The 22,150-nt window shown below is 65.1% G+C and carries 26 protein-coding genes and 1 pseudogene; 8 read left to right on the top strand and 19 right to left on the bottom strand.

From position 1 onward, the window contains the following. The first annotated feature begins 113 nt into the window (after nucleotides 1-113). Nucleotides 114-482 (top strand): glyoxalase superfamily protein, encoded by a 369-nt coding sequence (locus tag AC1RCO_RS12790; RefSeq protein WP_492617754.1) that lies wholly within the window; start codon nucleotides 114-116, stop codon nucleotides 480-482. Between the two features lie 6 nt (nucleotides 483-488). Here AC1RCO_RS12790 and gliR read toward each other — a convergent pair whose 3' ends face one another. From gliR to AC1RCO_RS12770, 4 genes and pseudogenes are all read right to left on the bottom strand, one after another. Further along, the gene (gliR, locus tag AC1RCO_RS12785) at nucleotides 489-1,517 is read right to left on the bottom strand and encodes an AraC family transcriptional regulator GliR (protein WP_492617753.1); all 1,029 of its coding nucleotides are present in this window, start codon (nucleotides 1,515-1,517) and stop codon (nucleotides 489-491) included. A gap of 172 nt (nucleotides 1,518-1,689) precedes the next feature. After that, the gene (locus AC1RCO_RS12780; RefSeq protein WP_373366100.1) at nucleotides 1,690-2,394 is read right to left on the bottom strand and encodes a methyl-accepting chemotaxis protein; all 705 of its coding nucleotides are present in this window, start codon (nucleotides 2,392-2,394) and stop codon (nucleotides 1,690-1,692) included. Between the two features lie 201 nt (nucleotides 2,395-2,595). Next, nucleotides 2,596-3,474, bottom strand: a pseudogene (locus tag AC1RCO_RS12775) (methyl-accepting chemotaxis protein); the annotation flags it as partial. 131 nt (nucleotides 3,475-3,605) lie between these two features. Beyond that, on the bottom strand, nucleotides 3,606-3,902 hold the full coding sequence (locus AC1RCO_RS12770; protein ID WP_138641097.1) for a hypothetical protein: 297 nt from the start codon (nucleotides 3,900-3,902) through the stop codon (nucleotides 3,606-3,608). Nucleotides 3,903-3,969: 67 nt separating this feature from the next. On the opposite strand from AC1RCO_RS12770, the gene pmrG reads away from it, so the two are divergent. Next, on the top strand, nucleotides 3,970-4,647 hold the full coding sequence (gene pmrG / locus AC1RCO_RS12765; protein ID WP_011059143.1) for a lipopolysaccharide core heptose(II)-phosphate phosphatase PmrG: 678 nt from the start codon (nucleotides 3,970-3,972) through the stop codon (nucleotides 4,645-4,647). A gap of 50 nt (nucleotides 4,648-4,697) precedes the next feature. On the opposite strand, the gene AC1RCO_RS12760 is transcribed toward pmrG, so the two are convergent. From AC1RCO_RS12760 to AC1RCO_RS12750, 3 genes are all read right to left on the bottom strand, one after another. After that, nucleotides 4,698-5,279, bottom strand: a complete 582-nt coding sequence (locus AC1RCO_RS12760) for a DUF2589 domain-containing protein (protein WP_401403437.1) — start codon at nucleotides 5,277-5,279, stop codon at nucleotides 4,698-4,700. 80 nt (nucleotides 5,280-5,359) lie between these two features. Continuing rightward, entirely contained in the window at nucleotides 5,360-6,019 is a 660-nt protein-coding gene (locus AC1RCO_RS12755; RefSeq protein ID WP_011059145.1) for a DUF2589 domain-containing protein, read from the bottom strand. Between the two features lie 82 nt (nucleotides 6,020-6,101). Next, on the bottom strand, nucleotides 6,102-6,485 hold the full coding sequence (locus tag AC1RCO_RS12750) for a hypothetical protein (RefSeq protein WP_011059146.1): 384 nt from the start codon (nucleotides 6,483-6,485) through the stop codon (nucleotides 6,102-6,104). Nucleotides 6,486-6,653: 168 nt separating this feature from the next. Between AC1RCO_RS12750 and AC1RCO_RS12745 the strand changes: the two genes are divergently transcribed. Beyond that, entirely contained in the window at nucleotides 6,654-7,211 is a 558-nt protein-coding gene (locus tag AC1RCO_RS12745) for a pesticin C-terminus-like muramidase (RefSeq protein ID WP_011059147.1), read from the top strand. 42 nt (nucleotides 7,212-7,253) lie between these two features. Here the strand turns inward: AC1RCO_RS12745 and AC1RCO_RS12740 are convergent, their stop codons facing one another. The 5 genes from AC1RCO_RS12740 to AC1RCO_RS12720 all read right to left on the bottom strand — a co-directional run bounded on the left by AC1RCO_RS12740 (nucleotide 7,254) and on the right by AC1RCO_RS12720 (nucleotide 10,484). Next, nucleotides 7,254-7,712, bottom strand: coding sequence for a hypothetical protein (locus AC1RCO_RS12740; RefSeq protein WP_492617752.1), 459 nt, complete (start codon nucleotides 7,710-7,712; stop codon nucleotides 7,254-7,256). A gap of 85 nt (nucleotides 7,713-7,797) precedes the next feature. Beyond that, nucleotides 7,798-7,995: a hypothetical protein gene (locus tag AC1RCO_RS12735; RefSeq protein ID WP_125063635.1), complete on the bottom strand. Its 198-nt coding sequence runs from the start codon at nucleotides 7,993-7,995 to the stop codon at nucleotides 7,798-7,800. A 148-nt stretch (nucleotides 7,996-8,143) separates the two neighbouring features. Further along, nucleotides 8,144-9,610, bottom strand: coding sequence for an ArnT family glycosyltransferase (locus AC1RCO_RS12730; protein ID WP_220223664.1), 1,467 nt, complete (start codon nucleotides 9,608-9,610; stop codon nucleotides 8,144-8,146). A gap of 122 nt (nucleotides 9,611-9,732) precedes the next feature. Further along, nucleotides 9,733-10,098 (bottom strand): hypothetical protein, encoded by a 366-nt coding sequence (locus AC1RCO_RS12725; protein ID WP_169893843.1) that lies wholly within the window; start codon nucleotides 10,096-10,098, stop codon nucleotides 9,733-9,735. Between the two features lie 32 nt (nucleotides 10,099-10,130). Then, on the bottom strand, nucleotides 10,131-10,484 hold the full coding sequence (locus AC1RCO_RS12720) for a winged helix-turn-helix transcriptional regulator (protein ID WP_047283843.1): 354 nt from the start codon (nucleotides 10,482-10,484) through the stop codon (nucleotides 10,131-10,133). A gap of 106 nt (nucleotides 10,485-10,590) precedes the next feature. On the opposite strand from AC1RCO_RS12720, the gene AC1RCO_RS12715 reads away from it, so the two are divergent. Then, entirely contained in the window at nucleotides 10,591-11,625 is a 1,035-nt protein-coding gene (locus AC1RCO_RS12715; RefSeq protein WP_370058611.1) for a zinc-binding alcohol dehydrogenase family protein, read from the top strand. A 100-nt stretch (nucleotides 11,626-11,725) separates the two neighbouring features. Here the strand turns inward: AC1RCO_RS12715 and AC1RCO_RS12710 are convergent, their stop codons facing one another. Together AC1RCO_RS12710 and AC1RCO_RS12705 are read right to left on the bottom strand one after the other, a co-directional pair. After that, on the bottom strand, nucleotides 11,726-12,244 hold the full coding sequence (locus tag AC1RCO_RS12710) for a hypothetical protein (RefSeq protein ID WP_177190977.1): 519 nt from the start codon (nucleotides 12,242-12,244) through the stop codon (nucleotides 11,726-11,728). An 85-nt stretch (nucleotides 12,245-12,329) separates the two neighbouring features. After that, nucleotides 12,330-12,800 (bottom strand): hypothetical protein, encoded by a 471-nt coding sequence (locus AC1RCO_RS12705; protein WP_015634078.1) that lies wholly within the window; start codon nucleotides 12,798-12,800, stop codon nucleotides 12,330-12,332. Nucleotides 12,801-13,165: 365 nt separating this feature from the next. Between AC1RCO_RS12705 and AC1RCO_RS12700 the strand changes: the two genes are divergently transcribed. Next, on the top strand, nucleotides 13,166-13,483 hold the full coding sequence (locus tag AC1RCO_RS12700; protein WP_011059155.1) for a hypothetical protein: 318 nt from the start codon (nucleotides 13,166-13,168) through the stop codon (nucleotides 13,481-13,483). A 26-nt stretch (nucleotides 13,484-13,509) separates the two neighbouring features. Here AC1RCO_RS12700 and AC1RCO_RS12695 read toward each other — a convergent pair whose 3' ends face one another. Continuing rightward, entirely contained in the window at nucleotides 13,510-14,292 is a 783-nt protein-coding gene (locus AC1RCO_RS12695; protein ID WP_019092815.1) for an AraC family transcriptional regulator, read from the bottom strand. A gap of 115 nt (nucleotides 14,293-14,407) precedes the next feature. Here AC1RCO_RS12695 and AC1RCO_RS12690 point away from each other — a divergent pair, with 115 nt between their 5' ends. The 3 genes from AC1RCO_RS12690 (at nucleotide 14,408) to AC1RCO_RS12680 (ending at nucleotide 17,743) form a co-directional block, all read left to right on the top strand. Beyond that, a complete protein-coding gene (locus AC1RCO_RS12690; RefSeq protein ID WP_015634081.1) occupies nucleotides 14,408-15,292 on the top strand; it encodes an EamA family transporter in 885 nt (294 codons plus the stop codon). A 261-nt stretch (nucleotides 15,293-15,553) separates the two neighbouring features. Beyond that, nucleotides 15,554-17,194, top strand: coding sequence for an ArnT family glycosyltransferase (locus tag AC1RCO_RS12685; RefSeq protein ID WP_492617751.1), 1,641 nt, complete (start codon nucleotides 15,554-15,556; stop codon nucleotides 17,192-17,194). Nucleotides 17,195-17,263: 69 nt separating this feature from the next. After that, a complete protein-coding gene (locus AC1RCO_RS12680) occupies nucleotides 17,264-17,743 on the top strand; it encodes a GNAT family N-acetyltransferase (protein WP_053148985.1) in 480 nt (159 codons plus the stop codon). Between the two features lies 1 nt (nucleotide 17,744). On the opposite strand, the gene AC1RCO_RS12675 is transcribed toward AC1RCO_RS12680, so the two are convergent. From AC1RCO_RS12675 to AC1RCO_RS12660, 4 genes are read right to left on the bottom strand one after another with little or no spacing between them, the layout of a single operon-like run. After that, the gene (locus tag AC1RCO_RS12675; RefSeq protein ID WP_175456899.1) at nucleotides 17,745-18,104 is read right to left on the bottom strand and encodes a RidA family protein; all 360 of its coding nucleotides are present in this window, start codon (nucleotides 18,102-18,104) and stop codon (nucleotides 17,745-17,747) included. Nucleotides 18,105-18,147: 43 nt separating this feature from the next. Further along, nucleotides 18,148-18,801 carry a DUF3726 domain-containing protein gene (locus AC1RCO_RS12670; RefSeq protein WP_011059161.1) on the bottom strand — a complete coding sequence of 218 codons (654 nt, stop codon included), beginning with the start codon at nucleotides 18,799-18,801 and terminating at the stop codon, nucleotides 18,148-18,150. After that, nucleotides 18,782-20,476, bottom strand: a complete 1,695-nt coding sequence (locus AC1RCO_RS12665; protein ID WP_492617750.1) for a hypothetical protein — start codon at nucleotides 20,474-20,476, stop codon at nucleotides 18,782-18,784. Before AC1RCO_RS12665 ends, AC1RCO_RS12670 begins: the two co-directional genes overlap by 20 nt. Next, on the bottom strand, nucleotides 20,477-22,036 hold the full coding sequence (locus AC1RCO_RS12660; RefSeq protein ID WP_492617749.1) for a BCCT family transporter: 1,560 nt from the start codon (nucleotides 22,034-22,036) through the stop codon (nucleotides 20,477-20,479). Nucleotides 22,037-22,150: the final 114 nt, after the last annotated feature.

Below are 22,150 nucleotides of genomic sequence, written 5' to 3'. Positions count from 1 at the left end.
GTTGACCTCCATCACAATGATGGCGCTGTGCTATTAAAGAATCCCCGAGCGGCGCCGAACTGCTGATAATCGCCGTCTGTATAGTCGGCTCATTTCAGTCAGGGAGTCGCGCAATGAGCTTTGGCAAAACCACCCCCATCCTGCGGATCTTCGATGAAGCCAAGGCCCGGGAGTTTTACCTCGATTTCCTGGGTTTCTCCCTGGATTGGGAACACCGCTTCGAAGCCGATTTTCCGCTGTACCTGCAGGTCTCGCGGGGCGAGTGCGTGCTGCACCTTACCGAGCACCATGGCGACTGCTCGCCGGGTGCGGCCCTGCGGATCGAGACCGATGAACTGGAAACCTTCCAGCAGCAGTTGCTGGCCAAGCAGTACCGCTTCTCCCATCCGCAGATCCAGGCCATGCCCTGGGGCAGCCAGGACATGACCATCAGCGACCCGTTCGGCAATCGCCTGGTGTTCACCAACGTCATCAGCGTGTAACGGGTTTCAGGCCTTGCCGGAGCTCTGCGCGCTCAGGCGGAACTGCCCCGGGGTCAGCCCGGTGCGGGTCTTGAAACTGCGGTGGAACGAGCGCGGTTCGGTGAAACCCAGGCAATCGGAGATGCCCTGGATCGACAGCTCGCTGTGGCGCAGATAGTGCTCGGCCAGCTCCTGGCGCAGGTCGTCGAGAATCTGCTGGTATGAAGTGCCAGCCTGTTGCAGTTGGCGCTGCAGGGTGCGTACCGACAGGTGCAGGTGCTGCGCCACCTGCTCCTTGCGCGGCAGGCCGTCCTTGAGCAACTGGCGCAGCACGTTGTGCACCTGCAAGGCCAGGGGCGCATCGCCCAGGGAAGCCATCATCGCCTGGGCATGTTCTTCCAGGGTCTTGAGCAGGCGCGCATCAGCTTGGCGCAGCGGCATCTGCAGGTACTCCAGCGGCGCCACCAGCGCCGAGCAGGGTTGCTGGAACAGCACCGGGCAGCCGAACAACGCCTCGTACTGCGCCGCCTCGGCGGGTTCCGGCAGGGCGTGTTCGAACCACACCGCGCTGGGCGACAACTGCGAATCGGCGATCCAGCGCGCATACAACAGCCAGGACGCCAGGACGTTTTCCACCAGGTGCCGGCGGATGTCCGGGCGCTGATGGCGGCAACTCCAGATCAGCCGCACCTGGTTGCCAGTGACTTCGGCGCGGCTGGTGCCCATGTCCCCCACCAGTTTTTCGAACGGCATGATGCGGCTCATGGCTTCGCCGAGGGTCGCGCAGTTCATGGTGATGTAGCCCAGCACATTCCACGAGCTGGGTTTGACGAAGCGCGCCGAATTGAGCCCGAACAGCGGATCGCCCGAGTGCTGGCAGAAATAGTCCAGCAGCCGCTCATGCACCTCCATCGGCAGGCGCAGGCTGGTGTCGTTCAACTGCGCGGCGCTAAGCCCGGCCGCCGCCAGCGCCGGCTCGGTGGCAATACCCAATTGCTCCGCATAGAGCAGGTATTTCAGCAGGGGCGGGACCGAAGTAAAACCGAGGCTGGGCATGAACGGGTTCCTGGTGACTAATCCCTAGGACAGCAGGACGAAGACCGGGAAAGGTAAGGGCAAACCCTGATGGGTGTAAATGCTCGGGTCCGGGGATTGGCGCCTTTCGCCGGCAAGCCAGCTCCTACGGAGGGTGTAGGAGCCGGCTTGCCGGCGAAGGGGCCTGCGCGAATCAGACGCGGAAGTGGCTGACCATCATCTGCAACTGGCCGCCCAGGCGCGCCAGTTCAACGCTTGCGGCTGCGGTTTCGTCGCTGGCGGCGGCGGTCTGTTCGGAGACGTCGCGCACGTTGATGATGCTGCGGCTGATCTCTTCGGCCACGGCGCTCTGTTGCTCGGCAGCGGCGGCGATCTGCTGGTTCATCGACTGGATGTTGGACACGGTGCGGGTGATGCTTTCCAGCGAGGCGCCGGCCTTGCGGGTCAGCTCGACGCTGCTGTCGGTCAGGCTGCGGCTGTTGTTCATCACGGTAGCCACTTGCTGGGTGCCGTTCTGCAGGCCGGCCACCAGTTCCTCGATCTCTTCGGTGGACTTCTGGGTGCGCTGGGCCAGGGCCCGCACTTCGTCGGCGACCACGGCGAAACCACGGCCGGCTTCACCGGCGCGGGCGGCTTCGATGGCGGCGTTCAGTGCCAGCAGGTTGGTCTGTTCGGCCACCGCCTTGATCACGTCCATGACGCTGCCGATCTTGTCGCTTTCCTGTTGCAGCACGGTCATGGCGTCGGTGGAGCGCACCACTTCGCTGGCCAGGCGCTCGATCTGCTCGATGGCCTGGGCCACCACCTTGTCGCCCTGGCGGGCTTCGCCGTCGGCGGCGGCCGCGGCCTGGGAGGCTTCTTCGGCATTGCGCGCGACTTCCTGCACGGTGGCGGTCATCTCGTGCATGGCGGTGGCCACCTGGTCGGTCTCGACTTTCTGGCTGTTGACCCCGGCGCTGGTTTCTTCGGTCACCGCGGACAGTTCTTCGGCGGCGCTGGCGATCTGGGTCACGCCGTCGCGGATGCCGCTGATCAGCTCGCGCAGGGTCACGCCCATGCGCACGATGCCTTGTTGCAGCACGCCCAGTTCGTCGCGGCGGGTGACCCGCAGGTTCTCGGTCAGGTCGCCGGAGGCGATGCGCTCGACCACGGCCAGGGTTTCCTGCAGCGGGCGGGTGATCTGCCGGGTGATGATCACGGCGGCCAGTACACCGACCAGCAGCGCCAGCAGGGTGCTGATCAGCTGCAGGCTGCGGGCCTGGGCGCTCTCGATGTCGCGGCGGTCCAGCTGGATCTGGTACAGGGCGTCACTGCGGCTGACGATGTCGGCGCCCTGGTCGGTCATTTCCTTGCGCGCCTCTACGGCGTTGGTGAAGGCGACCTTGAAGGCCTGCAGCGAGCTGCGGTAGCCGCTCAGGGCGGTTTCGAGCTGTTGCAGGGCATCGCGCTGGGTGCTGCTGAAATGGGACTTGAGCTGATCCATTTCGGCAATCGCAGCGTTGAGCTGGGTGACGGCTTTCTGTTCGGTGTCCGGGTTGTTGGTGGTGACGTAGCCGCGCACTTCATAGCGCGCCAGCTGGAAGGCTTCCTTGGCCTGGGTGATGGCCTGGAACTGCGTAAAGCGCTCATCGCTCAGGGGCAACTGCTTGACCCAGGAGTTGATCCCGTTGATCAGGTCATTGGCGCGTTCGGCGTTCTGGTTCATCGCCAGGCGTGCGGCGTCGCCGCTGCGGTAGGCGTTGCGCATCTTGTTCAGCGAATCCTGATAGGCACTGATGGTCGCGCCCAGGCCTTGCAGGAGCTTGATGTTTTCCGGGCTCTGGAACGAGGCCAGGAGTTTTTTCTGCTGGGCGCTGAAATCGTCCAGGGTGTTCTGCACGCCTTGGGCGGCGGTTTCGTCGCCGTTGGCCAGCATGTACTGCAGGCGGGTGACCCGCAGCTTGGTCAGGCCGCTGTTGAGCTGAGTGATGTCGCTCATCCAGTTGCTGCGGTCGATCAGGCTGCCCAGGCTGGTCCAGCCGGTCAGTGCAAGGACGGTGGTCAGGGCCAGGACCAGGCCGAAACCCAGGCCCAGCTTAAGGTTGACGCTGATGTTGGCAAACCAACTACTCATTGAATTCCTCCAGGAACGTAGCTCTTCTTGATCTTGAGTTGGCTGGAAGATTGTTGTTGTTGGTGACCAGCAAGGTGTTTTGTAGGGGGTGTATCGGCGGGATGTGCCATAGCTGAAACGATTTCGTCGGCATTGTCCCAAGACAATGTTTTAGGCGATGGACGGCTATTTTGCGGGATGTGCCGCCGGTCCGTTGAGCTTTTTTTCACATTGATTTCACTCGGGTCCCACGCCCGGCGCCCTAGAGTCTGGGCGGTCGATGCCACGGGCATCGGCCAGCGTTCAATTGTCATCAGGCTTTCGTAGCCTTGCTGTGCGCTGCTCAACACATCGGAACATTCTCGTAAGGGCGGCTGGGAATTGACTACAAGACTGGTGTTGCCGGCGAGCAAGCGGCCCTTCCTGGGGCGCGTCCTGGTCCGTTACAAGAACCTGCTGGCGCTGCTGCTGGGCGCCTGCCTGGTGATTCCCCTGGGGCTGTTCCTGCTCCGGCCGGCCTCGGTGCCCGACCTGAGCCACGGCAACGGGGCCGGGCTCCAGGCCCTGACGGCCGCCTGGGACAAGGGCGAAATGATTGTGCTGGTGCGCCACATGGAGCGCTGCGACCGCTCCAATGCCGCGTGCCTGGGCCCGGCCGATGGCATTACCGACCGGGCCCGCGAGGTGGCGGTGGGGCTCGGCGCGCAGTTCGAGCACCTGGGCCTGGAGCGTACCGATATCTACAACAGCCCGTTGACGCGCACCGCGCAGACCGCGAGCTACATGTTCAGCAAGGTCAGCAGTGGCGATGGCTGGCTGTTCAACTGCAAGAACACCATGTTGCGCGATGTCATGGCGCACAAGGTCGCCGGGCGCAACCTGGTGCTGGTGACCCACAGCGAATGCATGGCGCAGATGGAGCAGGACCTGAAACGGGCGACCCCGACCCTGGGGTACGGCGCTTCCCTGTTCGTCTCCACCGATACCCTCAATGGCGCGCCGAAGATGCTCGGCCTGATCGAGGCCAGTGACTGGCGCTCGGTGAACCTCAAGCCCTGACCGCAGGCGGCCGCTCCGTGTAGCTGGCCTTCAGGGGCATAGGAAGCGGCTCAAGGTGCCAGCAGGTCCGGCTCGGCCGGTGGCGTGCCAGCCGCTGGCGGGGTGGCTAGCGGGCCGTCGTTGATGCGCTGCGGGCTGATCAGGTTGGTGAACTCCTCGATCAGGCGCTGGATCGCTTCCGGCGGCTGGCAGTCGCGAAACTCCATGCTGATCTGTACCTCGTCCGGGTCGCGTTCCTGGCCGTCACGCTTGCCGCTACCGAAGGTGACGAAAAACTTCTCGCTCTGCAGCTCGCCGTTCTCCAGGTCGTGGCTGGCCTTCTGCAGCTCGGTGGCCTGCATGCGCACCGACAGGTCGACAGTCATCTTGTGCAGGGCCAGGCCCTTGGGCGAGACCAGGGCAATCAGCGGCACATTGATGATGTGGTCTTCGTTGAGCGCCACCTCGACCATCTTGGCCTTCATCGGCGTGCCCAGGTCGTCGACGTTGTAGTCGAAGAACTGGTCGAACAACTTGATGTACTGCTGGGCGATCAGGTTGTGGGTGGCGGCTGCTGCCTGATGCATGCCGCGGGTGATATGGCTCAGGTCGCTGGCGGACATGGGCTCCTTGCTGCGAGAAAAAAACGCCATGGATCACGCTCCTTGTTCGGTGGCTGAAGTGCCCCGCCATGAAGGCGGGGCGGGTTACTGGGGCGAAGGCGCGGTGTGGATCAACCGCCGGTGCCGGTTTTCTTCTCGTCCGCGGCATCGGGCATTTTCAGCGCGTTGGCGGTGGGCAGCTTGTCGGTGTCGGTCGGTTGAGTGCTAGGCAGCCGCACAGGCTTGGTGGCTGCGTCGGTGAGGAAGTCGATGACCCGCATCAGGGCTTCCGGTGGGTCCTGGCGGACGATCTTGGTGCTGATGGCGTAGCGGGCACGGGTGTCGGTCTTGCGGGTCTGGGTCGATTTGTGGCTCGCCGCGCCCTTGACCGAAACGCTGAACGGGCCCCAGCCCATCTTCGCCTCGAAACTGCCGGAGGCTTCGGTGCTGCTGGTGTCCTCGGCCATCTGGCTGATGGTCAGCTCGAACTCGATGGAGCCTTCCTCGATGGTGATGTTGGGGTGACTGATGGCCGCCAGCAACGGGATACGCATCGACTTCTTCACGGTGCCCTTGTACACCCCCTGCTCATCCACCAGGGTTTCGTCATAGTCGAACTGCACCGAAACCGCCTGGCCGTTCTGAATGCACACGCCCATCAGGAAGTCCGCATAGGCTTTGCTCGCGGCGACCTGCGCCTGAATCATCGCCATCAGTGGACCGGTGATCATCTTGTCCAGGGGCAGGGCGGCGATCACGCCGCCAATCAGGCCCTTATCGATATCTGCCATGGTCTAGCTCCTTGTTCTTTGTTGCGCGAAATGCGCCCTTGCAGGTTAAGAAAGCCGTGAAGGCCGATTCAGCAGGAATCGATTACCGGTGAGTGTTGGCATCCAGGCGGCGGATGTTGCCGATCTGCCGCAGGCTCAGGCCGTACTTGTCCGCCAGCACACTGCGGGAAATACCGCCCAGGCTTTCCAGTTGAATGTGCTGGTTGCGGATCTGCCGGCAGAAGTGGTCGGCCTTGGGGATCTCCAGGGCCAGGCCGGCGAAACGCTCGATCAGCGCGTTGAGGGCGTCGGGCGGCAGGATCAAAGCCAGGGAGGTACGTTCGGCGTGCTTGGGGATGTACTTGGGGCGGCCGCCGTATTCACGGGTCAGGCGGTAGGCATTTTCCAGTCCGATGCAGTCGATGAGGGCCTGGAGCGAGTGAGGGAGCTGGCGAACATCGATGAGTACGAGGTCTTTCACGTCCATTTGGTACCTCCTTGGAATTATGGATAAGGCTGGTTTGATCCTAAGGAGGTGTCTCGTCCTCTGTTCAGTGGGAAATTTCCCCCCTATTAAGGGGAACTATTACATTCTGATGTTGTATCGGTCGCTGGTGGTGCACTGGATTTTCCTAAACTGGATGAGGAAAAATCCATGTCACGCTACGCGATTGATTTCAGCTTTATCGCCGCTCTGGAGGGAGCTGCCATTACCCGCGGTTATGTGCCCGATCCGGACAAGAGCAAGAGTGGCGTCACGGTGGGCACAGGCTTCGATCTGGGGCAACGGAACGTAGAGGACCTGCAGGCGCTCAATCTGCCGGCGGACCTGATCCGGCGACTGACCCCCTACCTGGGGCTGAAGGGGCTCAAGGCCAAGGCGTTTCTCGACGGCCAGCCCTTGAACATCAGCAGTGACGAGGCGCTTTTGGTGGACGAGGCATTCAAGGCGCCCTTCGTCGATCTTCTGGCAGCGAACTACACCCAGGCCAGCGGAGTGGACTTCGCCCAACTGCCGGCACCGATGCAGACCGTTATCGCCTCGGTGGCCTTTCAGTACGGCAACCTGGCCAGTCGCACACCGAACTTCTGGGCCCAGGTGGTGGCCCGCGACTGGAAGAGTGCCCTGGCCAACCTGCGCAACTTTGGCGACAGCTACGGCACTCGCCGGCGCAAGGAGGCTGATCTGCTGGGCTCGCAGCTAACCTCGTAAGTGCTCGCCGCCCAGGCTCAAGGCCTGGGCGGCTTGCCGGTTTCAAGGGCAGGGGTAGGTTTGCAGCAGGCTGGCGTTGCCCATGTGGCTGGTGTCGTCGGGTTGTGTGCCGCTGGGCAGCGAGCGCCAGTCCACCAACAGGCACATGGCCTTGAGGGAAATGCCCTTGGCCTGGCCGATGGGGTTGGAAAACTCATAGCGGTACAGCGCCTGGGTGGTGTTCTGCGGGGTTACGCTGCTGGCATTGATCAAGGTGCTGCGAGCCATGTCCGGCAGTTTGTCCTGGGTGATGGTAAAGCGCGGTTGTTCACCCTGTTGGCTGAATGCGCCCTGGTCCCGAGAGCGTTTCCACAGCTGCTGCCACTGGCTGTTGCCGGCGGCGGTGCTCAGGGTGGCGGCGTAGGCCTTGAGGGTGGCGGGTGGGAGATTGGTGGTTTCCAGGGCTTGGGCAGCGCTGGCCAGCAGGCTCAGGCCGAGGATCAGTGAACGCAGAATCAACATGGGAATATCTCCTTTTCCAGGCCGTAACGGCCCGACACGAACATAGGGAAGATCCCGGCAACGAGGGTGTCGCCGGGGGCAAGGCTCAGCGGGCGTCGAGGTAGTCCCGACGCAGGCCTTCCTTGCTGCTCTTGGCGATCAGTTCCTTGGCCACGGTGTTCCCGATGGCGTTGTCGTTGATGTTTTCCACCCCAAGGATGTTTTGCGCCGCCAGTTGCTGGCGCAACCCGGCCTTCTGGGCAACGGCCCGGCTCAGGGGGCTACTGATAACGCTGATGCTCATGTCTGACTCCTTTTCGGGGAAAGCCCGTCGTTGGGCAGGAGTCATGGTTTCAAGGGCGGCGGGCGGGTATCAGCGGGAAAGGGTTCAAGGGGCATGGGCGGCGGGGATGGGCAAACGGCACCTGATTCAGGTGCCGTTTTTTTTGCGTTCAGCCGGCCGGCGCCAGGTTGACGAAGTAGTAGGCCTGGCGGCCCACCATGAGGGTCTGCTGGATCTGCAGCGGCGGCTTGGGCGCCTCGGCGCCACCCAGTACCGCCATGTGCTGCGGCGACTCGCGCAAGAAGGCCAGCAGTTGCGCCTCGTTCTGCAGGTCCTTGAGCAGGCTCTGGGTGTAGAACACGCTGGCGCCGGCGATGCGTTCGTTGGCCTGGTACAGCGCCAGCTGGTGCCCGCTACCCTGCAACGCCATGATCCGGTCGGTCACTGGAACGAACGACAGTTCGCGGTCGGCCCTGGGCGCGGCCCATTGGGCGTTGACCAGATAGCCGCCGATCACCAGGGCCATGAGCGCTATCAGCCACCCCCTGCGCTGGCGCCCCACGGCACTCCAGAAACCCGTGCCCGGGGCCCGCTTGGCCAGGCGCTGGTAGAGTACTGCGCCATATTCCGCCGCCAGCACCGCCGCGGCCGGGGTCAGGGACATCAGGTACACCGTGCGCTTGCTCGAAGCCAGGCACAGCAGGGCGAACTGCGCCAGCAGCCAGAGGCTGAAAAACAGCAGGTAGCGGTTCTGCACCAGGGTTTTACGGAAATGCCACAGGCCCAGGTAAACCAGGATGTTCCACGGCAGGAAGGCCTGGGGCAGCTTGGCCAGGTAGTAGTAGAAGGGCTCGTAGTGCCCGGCCTCCTCGAAGGAGCCGTCGAAGCGCCCGACGCTGTTGGTCCACAGCACTTCCCCCAGGGCCTGCAGGCCGCCGCGCTGGTAGAGCATGTACAGCCAGATCATCAGCGGCACCAGCCCCAGCAGGGTCAGCAGGCCCGGGCGCAGCCAGTGGCTGAAGGTGAAGCGCTTGTCGATCAGGCTGTCGGCCAGCAGGTAGGCGAAGATCACCACCCCGGGCATGGCCAGGCCGAGCACGCCCTTGCTCAGGGTGGCGATGGCGATCCCGCCGGCGAACGCCAGCCAGGAGAGCAGCGCCGGCTGCTGCGCGGCCTGGCGTCGATGGGCCTGGAAAAACGCCAGCAGGGCCAGGGTTACCCCGAGGCTGAGCAGGGCATCCTCGCCCACGCCGCGCACGTTGCTCCAGTAACTGGCCATGGTCGCCAGCATCAGCCCGGCCATGGCCGCCAGGGCTGCCGGCCGGCCAAAGCGGCGCAGCATGGCGTACAGCAGCATCACGCTGAACAGCCCGGCGAAGGCCGAGGCCAGGCGCACCGCCAGGGGCGTGCCGCCGAAGGCGCGGATGGCCCCGGCATCGAGCCACAGGCTCAGCGGCGGTTTTTCCAGGAATGGCGTGCCGAACAGGCGCGGTGTGACCCAGTCATCGTCCAGGTGCATTTCCATGGCGATCCCGGCCACCCGGGCTTCGGTGGAACCTTGCAACTGGTGGTTGCCCAGGGCAAAGAAGAACAGCAGGCAGGCCAGCAGAAACAGCAGCGGAGCGGGTCGTGACATGAGTTGTGCGCCGGCAGGTCGAGGGGCGCAGCCGGAAGGCCGCGGGCAAGCCCGAAAGTATACGTAGGCAAGTCTTAACGAATTGTGAACAAGTAGGGGGAAAGCGTGCGGCTGTGCGCGGATTAGCCCATGGCCTGCTGGTAGGCGGCCACGGCTTGCGGGAACAGCTGTTCGTAGAGGGGGTAGGCGATGCCCAGCACGGTGATCTCGATGGCATCGGCGCCACATTCGGCGGAGTAGTCCTGAATGCTCACGCCCAGGGCCGGCACGGGTTGGTCGAGGTGGTGTACTACCAGGTGCAGCCCGCTCTGGCTCGCTCCTGCCAGTGCGCGAACCTGCTGCTGGAGGCCGGCATAGGCCGGGGCGGCGATGAATTGGCCGAAGGCCACACCCATGGGCGGGTCGGCCGACTCCAGGGCCGACCAACCGAGCAGGGTCGAGCCCTGGTAGACCTTGAACCTTGCTGGAGCATCCGGGTGGGTGGGCATGGGAGGGCTCTGGTGAGGGCTCTGGTGAGGGATCAGGTGAGGGCGCTTTCCTGCTGTTGCCGGCTGATGCGCCCGCGGCCCCAGGCCGACAGCGCCTCGATCACCGGCTGCAGCGATTGCCCCTCGTCGGTCAGGCGGTATTCCACCCGCGGCGGCACCTCGGCGTACACCGTGCGCGACACCAGGCCGGCGGCTTCCAGGTCCCGCAACTGCTTGGTCAAAAGACGTTGGGAGATCCCCGGCAGGCGCCGTTGCAGTTCGTTGAAACGCAGGAACTCGTTGGCCAGCAACTGGTGCAGGACCACGCCTTTCCAGCGGCCGTCGATCAGGTCCAGGGTGACCTCCACCGGGCAGCCTGGAATGTCCTGATAGTGTTTGTTTTTCATTGCCTGACGACCCTTTTGCGTAGCTGGTACGCAAAAGTACCCTACTTGTGCGGGCAGGGCATGAGGGATTTAAGTGTGCGCTTTCAATCGCCAAGGAAGCTCTGCAATGAAGGCCATCGCCTACCTCAAAGGCTCGCACTTGTCTGACCCCCACGCGTTCTGCGAGGTGCAACTGGACCCGCCGCCACTGGAACCCCACGACCTGCTGGTGGCGGTCGAGGCAGTGTCGGTCAACCCCCTGGATACCAAGGTCCGCGCCGGCCAGGTGGCGGTGCCCGACGAGGTGCGGACCCTGGGCTGGGACGCCAGTGGCGTGGTCCGCGCGGTGGGTAGCGCGGTGACCCTGTTCGCCCCTGGGGACGCGGTGTTCTATGCCGGCACCTTCACCCGCGATGGCGCCAATGCCGAGCTGCACCGGGTGGACGAGCGCCTGGTGGGGCACAAGCCGGCCAGCCTGTCCTTCGCCCAGGCGGCCGCCATGCCGCTGACCTCGCTGACCGCCTGGCAATTGCTCTTCGAGCGCCTGGGCCGGGTGCCCGGCGACCTCGCTGAACAGGGCACGCTGCTGATTGTCGGCGGTGCCGGTGGCGTTGGCTCGGTGCTGATCCAGCTGGCGCGCCGGCTGACCGCAATGACCGTCATCGCCACGGCTTCGCGGCCGGACAGCCGCCAGTGGTGCCTGGACCTGGGGGCCCATCAGGTGCTGGACCATTCTCGTTCGCTGGTGGAGCAACTGGCGGCCCTGGACCTGCCACCCGTGACCCATATTGCCGCCCTGACCCATACCCAGCGGCACTATGCCGAGCTGGCCCGGATCATCGTGCCCCATGGCCATATCGCGCTGATCGACGATCACGACTTCTTCGATGCGGTGCCACTCAAGGCCAAGAGCGTATCCCTGCACTGGGAGATGGTGTTCACCCGCGCCCTGTTTAAGACCCCGGACATGATCGAGCAGCACCACATCCTCAACCGGCTGGCGCAGTTGCTGGACCAGGGATTGATCCGCTGCACCCTGAATGAAGTCTTCAGCCCGTTCAACGCCGACAGCCTGCGCCGGGCCCATGAGCGCGTGGAGCAGGGCGGCCTGCCGGGCAAGGTGGTAGTGGCCCGCGACGCCCAGCCCATCGCCTCCTTGTAGGCGCTGGCTGGGTGGGCGCTGATTGGGTGCTGGCTTGCCAGCGAAGGCGGCACCACCTCTGGCGCAGGGCCGCAGGGCCTCTGCGCCGGCGAGCCGGCTCCTATGGAAGTGGAGTGTCGGGGAGGGCTGATCGGCGCAGGTGGCGCCCGCTGCGCCACCAGAAGATGCCGCCGAGGAAGGCCCCAGAACAGCCGAACAGCGGCGCCACCGGCAGGTAGCGCGCCAGCCCTTCGGGCTCGGGTTCTTCATCCGGCGAGTCGGTGTAGAAGCTCGACGGGGCCAGGCTCATCACCAGCGGAATGGTCGGCATCGCCGCCAGTGCACCGCAGAACAGATAGATCAGCACATTGCGCCAGGCAAAGCGCTGGGCCAGCCAGAAGAACAGCACACAGGGCAGGACCGTGAAAATGCCGATCAGCACACCGCTCAACACCAGGGTCAGCAGGCCCACGAACAGCGTCTGGAGAATGATGTCCGTGTTCAACGCGCCGGCACCGGCCAGCATCCCCAGCATCATCAGCACGGCCACGAGCGTGGCCAGGGCCGTGACGCCGATGAAGTAGGCGGCGAACCAGTCTTCAGGCTGCACGGTACGAAGGGTTGGCGTTTTTGCGGGCATGGGAAATATCGCTTCTTGAGGTGAGTGACAAGGCCGGGGCCGTGGGAGCTTTCTTTGCCGGCAAGCCGGCTCCTGCAGGAAGTAGTCAGCGCAGATGACGCCCGCTGAGCCACCAGGACATCGCTCCCAGAAAGGCCCCGCAAGCGCCGAACAAGTGTGCCAACGGTGCATAGCGCTCAAGGATGTTGACGCCGTGCGGGAGGTTGAAAAAGCCGGGAGACAGGCCCACCACCATGGGAATGGCGGGCAGCGCCGCCAGGGCTCCGCCCAACAGGTAGATCCACAGATGGCGCCAGGTGAAACGCTGGGCCAGCCAGAAGAACAGGATGCAGGGCAGGGCGGCGACGGCGCCTATCACCGCCACGCTCACCAGCAGTGCCACCACGCTGAAAGACAGGACATCGAGCAGATTGCTCCACGGGTCCCGGCTGCTGAACTGCACGACCAGGTTGACCAGCAATGTCAGGACCAGGGCTAGCGTCGCGACGCTGATGAAATAGGTGGCAACCCAATCAGAGGGCTCAACGGTGCGAAGGGATGTGGACGGCTGGGGCATGGTGGCAGTGGCTTCAGGCTGAGAATGACCGGAGCAAGGCTATCGGCAGCGAGCCTGTCTGTTTGTGGAGTTTGCGTGGTTTTTTCGCGGTCGACGCGCTCTGGTGGATGACGCCGGGGCAGAAAATCCCTTATACAGGCAGCGGCCCGTCGGTCGTGCACGGGCCCGGTTTGTACCCCCACCCAGAAGGAGATGGACATGTTCAAGTTCCTGGATATTACCGAGTTGCCTCGTACCCCTGCGCATCGAGATACAGGCTCCGTCAGCGGAGCGATCAATGCCTGGGAGCTGAAAAATCGGGCTCTCAATACGAAGGGGTTTGTTACATGTCCAAAGAATTACTCGGAGTTTCTGCTGTAGGGCTGATGGTGCTGGGCGAGTTCTGTGCCATCTACAGTGAAGTGGTGGTGGCGCGGCTGGCCCATTCCGGCAACACCTCCGGTGCCGAACTGGCGTTGCCGGTGCTGATCATGTGCCTGGGCGGTATCTGCCTGCTGGCGGCCTACTGGCTGGGTTACGTGGCGGTGGGCGACATCTGGATCATCACCGTGGTCTCGGTAACGTCGCTGCTGCTCCTGGAGCCGCTGGTGATCTGGGCCCTGTTCCAGCAGGCGCCTGGGCGCGGTGCCTTGATCGGCTTCTGCCTCGGCGCGCTGGGGATGTTGTCCGCCGTGTTCCTCTAGCACGGCCTCGCTCCGGCTCGGGTCCTTCAGGCCCGGGCCCGGGCAAAGTAGCGGCTGGGCGTCTCGCCCAATACCTTGCGAAACACACCGCTGAACGCGCTCGGGCTGCTGTAGCCCAGGTCGCTGGCGACCCGGGTCACGGCTTCGCCCTGGCCCAGGCGCACCACGGCAGCCAGCAGGCAGGCCTGCTGGCGCCACTCGACGAAGCTGATGCCGGTGTGCTGGCGGAACAGCCGGGTGAAGGTGCGGCGGCTCATGCCGGCGCGCTCGGCCATTTCATCGATCCCCAACTCCAGCGAAGGTTGCTCCAGCGCCTCGCGGCAGGCCCTGGCCAGCCGTGGCTCGCGGGGAAGCGGAGCATTGAGGGCAAGGGCCGGCATGGCCGCGACTTCATGCAGCAGCAGGTTCATCACCTGGCCCTGCACGCTGCCCACGGCGTAGCGCGGGGGAATGGCCGTGGCCCGCAGCAGCAACTGGCGCAGCAGCTCGGACACCTCCCGCACCTGGCATTGCTCCGGCAGGCCCAGGCGCTTGGCTGCCCGGGGCCGTACATAGGTGTTGAGCATGGTCACCGGCCCGCTCATGTGCATGGCGTGGGGCACGCCGGCCGGCACCCAGATGGCCCGCTGCGGCGGCACCACCCAGTTGCCCTGGTCGCTGAAGACGCTGATCACCCCCGTGGCCGCATAGGCGAACTGCCCGCGCCGGTGCTGGTGCTCGGCGAAGTATAGGCCGTCGGGGTAGTCGATGGCGGTGACCACCACATCCCGCGGGGTATTTTCGTAAGGGTCGATATCGATGGGTTGCATGGCCCGAATCTACTGATAATTGACCTGATACTGCAAGCGGGCCATGGCGCGCCGGGGCGATAGTTCGGCCCCGGCCGGGGAATGACCTGCGGCCGCCTGTCCTGGATCGCGCGACATGCAGAAAAAACACCTGTTCCTGGCCCTGTTGGTGACGGCCTTGTGGGGCCTGAACTTTCCCATCACCAAACTGGGCCTGGCCAGTATCGATCCGTTGCTGCTCACCGCCCTGCGTTTCACCCTGGCGGCGCTGCCCTGGGTGTTCCTGGTGCCGCGCCCGCCGGTGGCATTCGCCTGGCTGGCGGCCTACGGGCTGATTTTCGGCGTGGCCATGTGGGCGCTGATCAACCTGGGGATCGATCACGGCGTGGCGCCGGGCACGGCTGCACTGTTGATCCAGTTCAGTGCCTTTTTCTCCCTGGGCTGGGGCGTGCTGCTGTTCGGCGAGCGCCTGCGCCTGCAACAGGTGCTGGCCACGGCCATTGCCCTGTGGGGGCTGCTGCGGATCATTGGCGACAGCCCCGGGCATGCCACCAGCCTGGGTTATGCCCTGCTGCTGGTGAGTGCATTCAGCTGGAGCGTGGGCAACGTCATCATCAAGCGCTGCGGGGTGCGCGAGGTGTTTGCTTTCGTGGTCTGGGCGAGCCTGTTTGCGCCATTGCCGCTGCTGGCATTGACCTGGATAAGCCATGGTGCGGCGCCGTTTTTGCAACTGGCCGGGCAAGTGTCCGCCGGCGCGGCCTTGTCGCTGATGTTTCAGGTCTATGCTGCAACGCACTTTTGTTACTGGGGCTGGAACCTGTTGCTGCGCGAGTATCCGGTCTCCCGGGTGGCGCCCTTGTCGCTGCTGATCCCGGTGTTCGGCATGGCCGGTTCGGTGTTGATCCTGGGGCAGCGGCTTGGGGTCGAGGAGGGCATTTCCATGGGCCTGATCCTGCTGGCGCTGGCGGTGGGGCAGTTCGACTGGCGCCGGTTTTTCACCCTGGGTCGCCGTTCCCTGTAGCCGCTGCCGCAGGCTGCGAACGCTCCGGGCGGCACTGTCGCAGGAAGCGCAGGGACCCTGAGGCCGCCAGAGGTTTGCCAGGAGACCGCCAGGCAAGGCCCTACGGGCCTTTTCGCAGCCTCGCGGGCTCGGCAGCGGCTACAGTCGGCTGTGCCGGAGCGGGTTTTTTATCCTTGTTCAGGCACCGTTCAGGGGCTGCGCGAGCAACATGTCCAGCCTTAATGCCTCGCTTTGGGTGCGGCGCTTTCTGGTGGGGCGAAGATGGTTCGAGAAACGCGTTTGAGTATTGAGGCCTGGGGTATTTACCTGGTGGCCCTGCTGCTGTTCACCTTTGGCATCTGGGACCAGCAGCCCCAGGGTTTCGACGGCCGTTGGGCGCTGTTCCTGCAGGAAATGTTCCGCCACGGCGCCAGCCTGTTCCCCACCACCTACGGCCAGCCATACCCGGACTACCCGGGCACTGCGACCTTCTTCAGCTACCTGTTCGCCCAGGCTTTCGGCGCCCCCAACCACCTGGCCAATATCCTGCCCACCGCGCTGGCCTCGGCCGGGGTGCTGGCGCTGCTGTATCGCTTGCTGGCGCCTTCGGGGCGCACCTGGGCACTGCTCGCGGTGCTGCTCACGGCGCTGACCAGCCAGCTGTTGGACAAGTCCCGCTCGGTGTGCCTGGACCAGATGGTTTCCCTGCTGTGCCTGGGCACCTTCTACCTGCTGCACAGCGGCGAGCAACTGGGCTCCCGGCTGCGGTTGTGGGCGGTGCTGCCGCTGCTGGTGCTGGCCTTTGCCATTCGCGGGCCCTTGGGGCTGGTGGAAGTCTGCGGGGTGGCCTGCACCTACTGGTTGCTGGGGGACAGCCGCACCCGCGAGGCGCGGCTGACGCTGATCAAACGGGTGCTCGCCTATGGCGTCAGTGGCCTCCTGTTGCTGGCCGGCTGCTGGTGGCTGCTGATGCAACTGGCCTATCTCGCTGGTGGCGAAGATTTCGTCCGTCAGGTCTACAACATGCAGGTGGTCGGGCGCCTGGATGAAAGCGGCGAGCCGTTCTACTTCTACTTCCAGCTGGCGCTGTACCGCTACTTCCCGGTGGTGCCCCTGGCCCTGGCGACGCTCTGGGTATTGCGCCGGCAATGGTCGCAGCGCCATGTGAACCCGCAGCTGCGCCTGGTACTTCGGCTGGGGGCCTGTGGCCTGATGATCCTGCTGGGCCTGTCGGTGCCGCACTTCAAGCGCGCCTATTACATCCTGCCCATGGTGCCGATGTTCGCTGCGGTGGCGACCTACGGCCTGCTCACGGCCCGGGGTTGGCTGGGCAAGGTGCGCAGCGGCTACCTGTGGCTGGTGGGGCTGCTGCCGGGGCTGTGCATCCTGGTGCTGTTCGTCTTGCGCCACAGCTGGCACAAGCACGGTTACTGGCCGCCGGTGTCCATGCCGCTGCTGATCGCGATCTTCGTCGTGTTGCAGCTGCTGGCGCTGTATGGCTGGCGCAGGACCCTGGGCAGTTTCGGGCGGCGCCTGGTGCTGCTCAGCGCCCTGGCGCTGGCGGCGCAATGGACGTTGCTGGTGGCGGTGGTGGACCCGGCCAAGGACCTGCAGTTCGACACCAGGACCTTCGTTTCCCAGGTGGAGCAGTTGCGCCAGGCCAGCCCCGGGCCGCTGGTGTTCTTCAACCTGGGCCAGGACACCTGGGCGGTGCGCTACATGATGAACCTGGACCACGACGAACAGCCGCTGTTCGTCAGTGGCGACGACCCCGGGCACCTGGACTCGCTGCCCCATGACTCCTGGGTGATCATCGCGCGCAAGGACCGGGGGCTGCTGGATAACACCTCCCTGGAGAATCAGTTGCCGGTGTTCGAGGGGCGGCTCAACGACAACCCCTGCCTGGTGTTCCAGTTGCAATAAGTGCTTGGCAGGGCCTGGGGCGGGCCGTATTTTGGCCACTGTCATCCGCGGGATAACCAGGGAGTGGTCATGCAATATCAGGTTCGTCCGGCCGTACCGGCCGATGCTCCACAGGTCAGCCAGGTGATCCTGGCGGCCTTGCTCGCCAGCAATGCCCAGGACTACCCCGCCAGTGTGATCGAGCGGGTCCAGGCCAGCTTCACCCCCGATGCAGTGCGCCAACTGATGCAGCGCCGGCAGATGTTTGTCGCCCTGGTGCACGGGGAATTGCGGGGCACCGCCAGCCTCGACGGGCGTGCGGTGCGTTCGGTGTTTGTCGACCCGGCCTACCACGGCCAGGGCCTGGGGCGGCAACTGATGGCCGCGGTCGAGCAGGCGGCGCTGGATTCGGGCCAGACCTCGCTGGTGGTGCCCTCGTCGGTCACCGCTGAAGGCTTTTATGCCCGCCTGGGCTTTGTCCGGGTACGCGAGCATTATGAGGGCGAGGAGCTGACGCTGATCATGGAGCGGGCCCTGGTGGCCACTGAGACCGGGCCAGGGCTGGGCTGATTCAGGCCGGTTGCGCAGCAATCACCAACACTTCGATACGGTAGTGCGGCTTGGCCATGGGCGCCTGCACGCAAGCCCGCACCGGTGCCTGCACACCTTCGAGCCAGGCATCCCAGAGCAGGTTCATGGCCGGGTAGTCGGCCATGTCCTTGAGCCAGATCTGCGCGCTGAGCAGGTGGCCCTTGTCGGTGCCGGCCCTGGCCAGCAGGGCGTCGATCTGTTGCAGCACATCCTGCGTCTGGGCGCGGATGTCCCCTTCGGTCAATTGCGAAACCTGGCCTGCCAGGTAGACGGTCCGGTTGTGGATCACGGCCTGGCTGAAGCGCGCGGTGGTGCCGATTCGCTGGAGGGATGAGGTCATGTCGAGGTCCATTGGTTCGTCCATTGGTTCAAGGGTGGAAAGGTCAGTTGTTGTCGCTCAGGCCGGCCCCGGCGCCCAGCAGGCGCGAGGCTTCGGAGGCCGGCACGTAGGTGCGGGCGGCCAGGTGATCGAGGTCGTGCTGGGGGCTGTCGCCCAGGTCCGGAATGCTGCCCGCCAGAGGCTTGCCGAGGGTGCCGGCAGGATCTGTGCAAGCGCAGCGCACCTGGGCGGCTGTGGCGGCGCCCAGGTTCTGCGCACGTACCAGCCAGGCTTCGCCCGAGGGGGAAAACTTCAGGCAGCAGCCGTTCCAGGACAGCTCCAGCCACAGGCCGAGCTGGCGCGCGGTGGCGCTGGCAAAGGGCAGCAGCAGTTGCGGGTGCGCCACCTGCCGGAGCTCGATGCGGCCGTTGCTGCGCAGCAGGTAGGCGTGGTCGCTCAGGGTCGCCCCGGCAATCAGCGGGCACAGGGCATGCCCTGGCACCTGCCAGGGCTCGGCGCTGACATCCGGGGCCAGTTGCTGGTAGGCACAGCCGTCATTCTGTCGCAGTTGCGTGGCCAGCACGCCGGGCCCGTCGAGGCCGTGGGCCGAGAGCCAGCGCGCGGCCTTGCCGGCTTCCTCCGCCAGGCCCCAGGACAGCCCGGCACCGCGGGCGGCTTTCTTGCACAGGCTTTCGATTTCATTCAACGAGGCATGCACGGCGCTGCTCCTGGCTGTCGAGGTTGGGGTAGGACCAGTCGTCCGCGGCCATCTGCCCCAGCTCATGGGGGAAGGGCGCGTTCTGGTAGAGGGTGATGCGTACCCAGCGATCCGAGCGCGGGTCGAAGTGGGTGGCGCCGAAGAACGACAGCTTGCAGCGCAGCAGGTCGATGGGCAGCAGCGCCTGGTCGATCAGATTGTCCTGGATGTCGGCGTAGGGGAACGCTGGCGCCAGTTGCACCCGGCGCAGGCTGTGGCGATGTTCCGGGTGCCGCAGCAGGAAGCTGGCGACGCTTTGCGCGTCGCTCCAGCCGGGCAGGGCGGCTTGCAACTGGGCGATGTCCCGGGCCACTGCCAGGGGCTGCTCCAGGTCTTGCCCGGGCTCGGCAAAGCGCTGGCCGATCCGCGGTTCGAGTTTTTCCTCGGAGACGTACCAGAACAGCGCGCGGCTGGCTTGGCTGGAAAAGTCGATGGCCGCGACCCAGGAATAATGCTCGTCGAGTATCTGCCGCAGGCGGCCGATGCTCATGCTGCCGTCGACGCTGAAGCTGGCCTGCTCATCGGCCTGCATACCGGCGCCCAGCTCATCCACCAGGTGGCCGTAGGGCTCCAGCAGCAGCGACACCAGGCATTCCTGGGCTTCCAGCGACAGCGCGCCTTCGGCCCAGCGATAGAGTTCGTCCCAGGGGGAATCCTGCTCCAGGATGCCGCTGGCGAGATGGTGCTCCAGGCGCTGCAGGTCACCTTGCAGTTGCAGGATGCGGCCGTGTTGCAGTTCGTGCTCGGAGTGCCAGTGGCCGATGCCGGCCTGGGCCCGGGTGAGAAACTCGACGAACCGCTGGCGCTCCGCAGCCGATGGCTGGCGCACGGCGCGTACCCGTTGCAGGGCGGTTTCCCGGGCCTGTACCCAGTTGTTCAAGAGCACTGGATGGTTCAGCAGGAACGGCGCCATGCCCAGCCCCGTGGAGTTGCCGATGCCCAGGCGCCGGCGCAGTTGCGGCTCCAGGGGCACCGCCTGCCGGGGCGCCCGGGCCTGGGCCAGGTGCTCCACCAGGTCCAGGGTGAAGGTGCGGATCAGGAACACGGTGAGCATTTCCGCCTGGAAGGGTGCCGCCAGCTCCGGCCGCTGGGCGATGCTTTCACGGTCGGCGGCGCCGAACTTGCCGCTGCCATAGACCGCGGTGGTGCGCATCAGGTAGCCGACTTCATCGATGAACTCGCGCTGCGGCTGGCGACCGGCAGCCAGGGCCTCGATCACATGGTCGAACAGCCGCACCGAACGGTTGGCCCGGGCCATGCACAGCTCGCGGGAGGAAATACGCCCGGCTTCCTGCTTCGGCACATTGGCCTCCAGGCGGTCCAGGTCGGCGGCATCGGGGATGCCGTCGAACAGGGCGAAGGTGGCATCCCAGGCGGTGGCGATGACCCGGTCCGAGCGCAGTGCCGGGTCCAGGTCATGGGCGAAGGCCACCAGGCTGTAGCTGCGCTGCGGGCCGGTGGCGGTGTACACCGCGCGGCCCACGCCCTGGCTGTCGAGGGTCCACAGCGGGCGCTGGAACTGCCAGTTTTCAGCCTTGAGGCGGCGCAGCAACTGGCGCATGAACGACAGCCGGGACTGGTGGAAGGCCCCCAGGCGCGCCGCCTTCATGACGCTGGCGGGTGGTCGCAGGTTCATTCAGAGCACCCCCTGTTCACGGGCCATTTGCCGGGCAATGCGGATCGCGTCCCAGACCGCCGGGAGGATCAGCAGCGACACCGGCACCGCAGTGATCACGATGAACGACTGCAAGGCACTGATGCCGCCCTCACCGAGGGTGATCAGGGTCGCCCCCACCAGGCCCATGCCGGCGCCCCAGAACACCCGCAGCCAGGCCGGGGATTCGGCGTGGTTGCTGCTGATGGCCATGGCCACGGTATAGGACATGGAGCCGGCGCTGGTGACCACCGAGAAGAAACTGAGGAACAGGAACAGCGCCGAAATCAGGTTGGGCAGCGGCATCGACTGGGCCACCCCGAGCAGCAGCGCCTCAGGTTGCACGCCGTGGCTGATCACGCGGCCCGGCGACTGCAGTTCGATACCGATCCCGGTGCCGCCCACCAGGGTGAACCAGAGCATGGTGATCAGCGGGGCGGCCACCGACATCAGGGTGATCACCTCACGGATGCTGCGCCCGCGGGAGACCTTGGCCACGTAGATACCCATCATCGGCGCGTAGCCGATGAACCAGCCCCAGTAGAACAGGGTCCAGCTGTTGAGCCAGGCGTTGTCATCGCGGTACAGGGCGATCTGGAAGAAGCTGGTGACGTGCACCGCCAGGCTCTGGGCCAGGGTTTCGCTGAGGAACAGGGTGGGGCCGAAGATGAACAGGAACGCCGCCAGGCCCAGCATCAGCCACACGTGGACCTTGCTCACCAGCCGCAGGCCGCCCAGGCCCACCACACAGGACAGGGTGTAGATCACCGTCACCGAGAGAATCACCATGGCCTGGACCATGATGGTGTTCGGCACGCCCCACACCGAGTGCAGGACGAAGGCGATCTGCAGGCCGAGAAAACCCACCGGGCCGATGGTGCCGGCCACCACCGCGATGATCGCCGAGGCATCGGCGAACACGGCAATCGGGCCCTTCAGGGCACGCTCGCCCAGCAGCGGATAGAGCAGGGTGCGCGGCATCAGCGGCAGGTTCTTTTCGTGGTGCAGGTACATGTAGACCACGGTCAGCAGGCTGCCGAGCACCGCCCAGGCCATGAAGCCCCAGTGCAGGAACGACTGGGACAGTGCGGCCACGCCGGCGGCGTCGCTCTTGGCCACGGCGCCGAAGTACGGCGGTGGGGCGATGAAATGCATCATGGGTTCGGCAGCGGCCCAGAAGGCGCCGCCCCCGGCCAGCAGGGCGCACATGATCATCGATACCCAGTTGAAGGTGCTGATGCTGGGCTTGTGCCCGACGCCGCCCAGGCGCACCCGGCCCAGGCGGGTGAAGCCGATGTACAGGCTGGCGCCGAAGGTCGCCAGCATCAGCACCTGCCAGTACAGGCCGAAGTAGTGGGTGCTCCAGGTGAAGGCGTGGCCGATCAGGCTGGAAAGGGTGTTCAGGTCTATCAGGGCAATGACCAGGAACAGCAGGAAGAAACCTCCGCTGATCCAGAAAATCGACCAGTCGAGGGTTCCAGCGGCGCGGCTGTGCAGCGAGCGGGTGTCGATCCCCGCTTTGATTTCGCCTGGAATTTCCATGGTGCCTCCGTGTTGCGTTGTCGATCGCTAATAATTGTTATGGGCGCATTTGTTGTTGTTAGTGCTTGGCGATGACCCTGTTCAGGCCGGACGTCAGGACAATCGGGAAACAGT

Source organism: Pseudomonas sp. GW823-FHT03E05 (assembly GCF_058796855.1).
The sequence above is the reverse complement of the archived record's forward strand: the minus strand, read 5'-3'. Positions and strand labels throughout refer to the sequence as shown.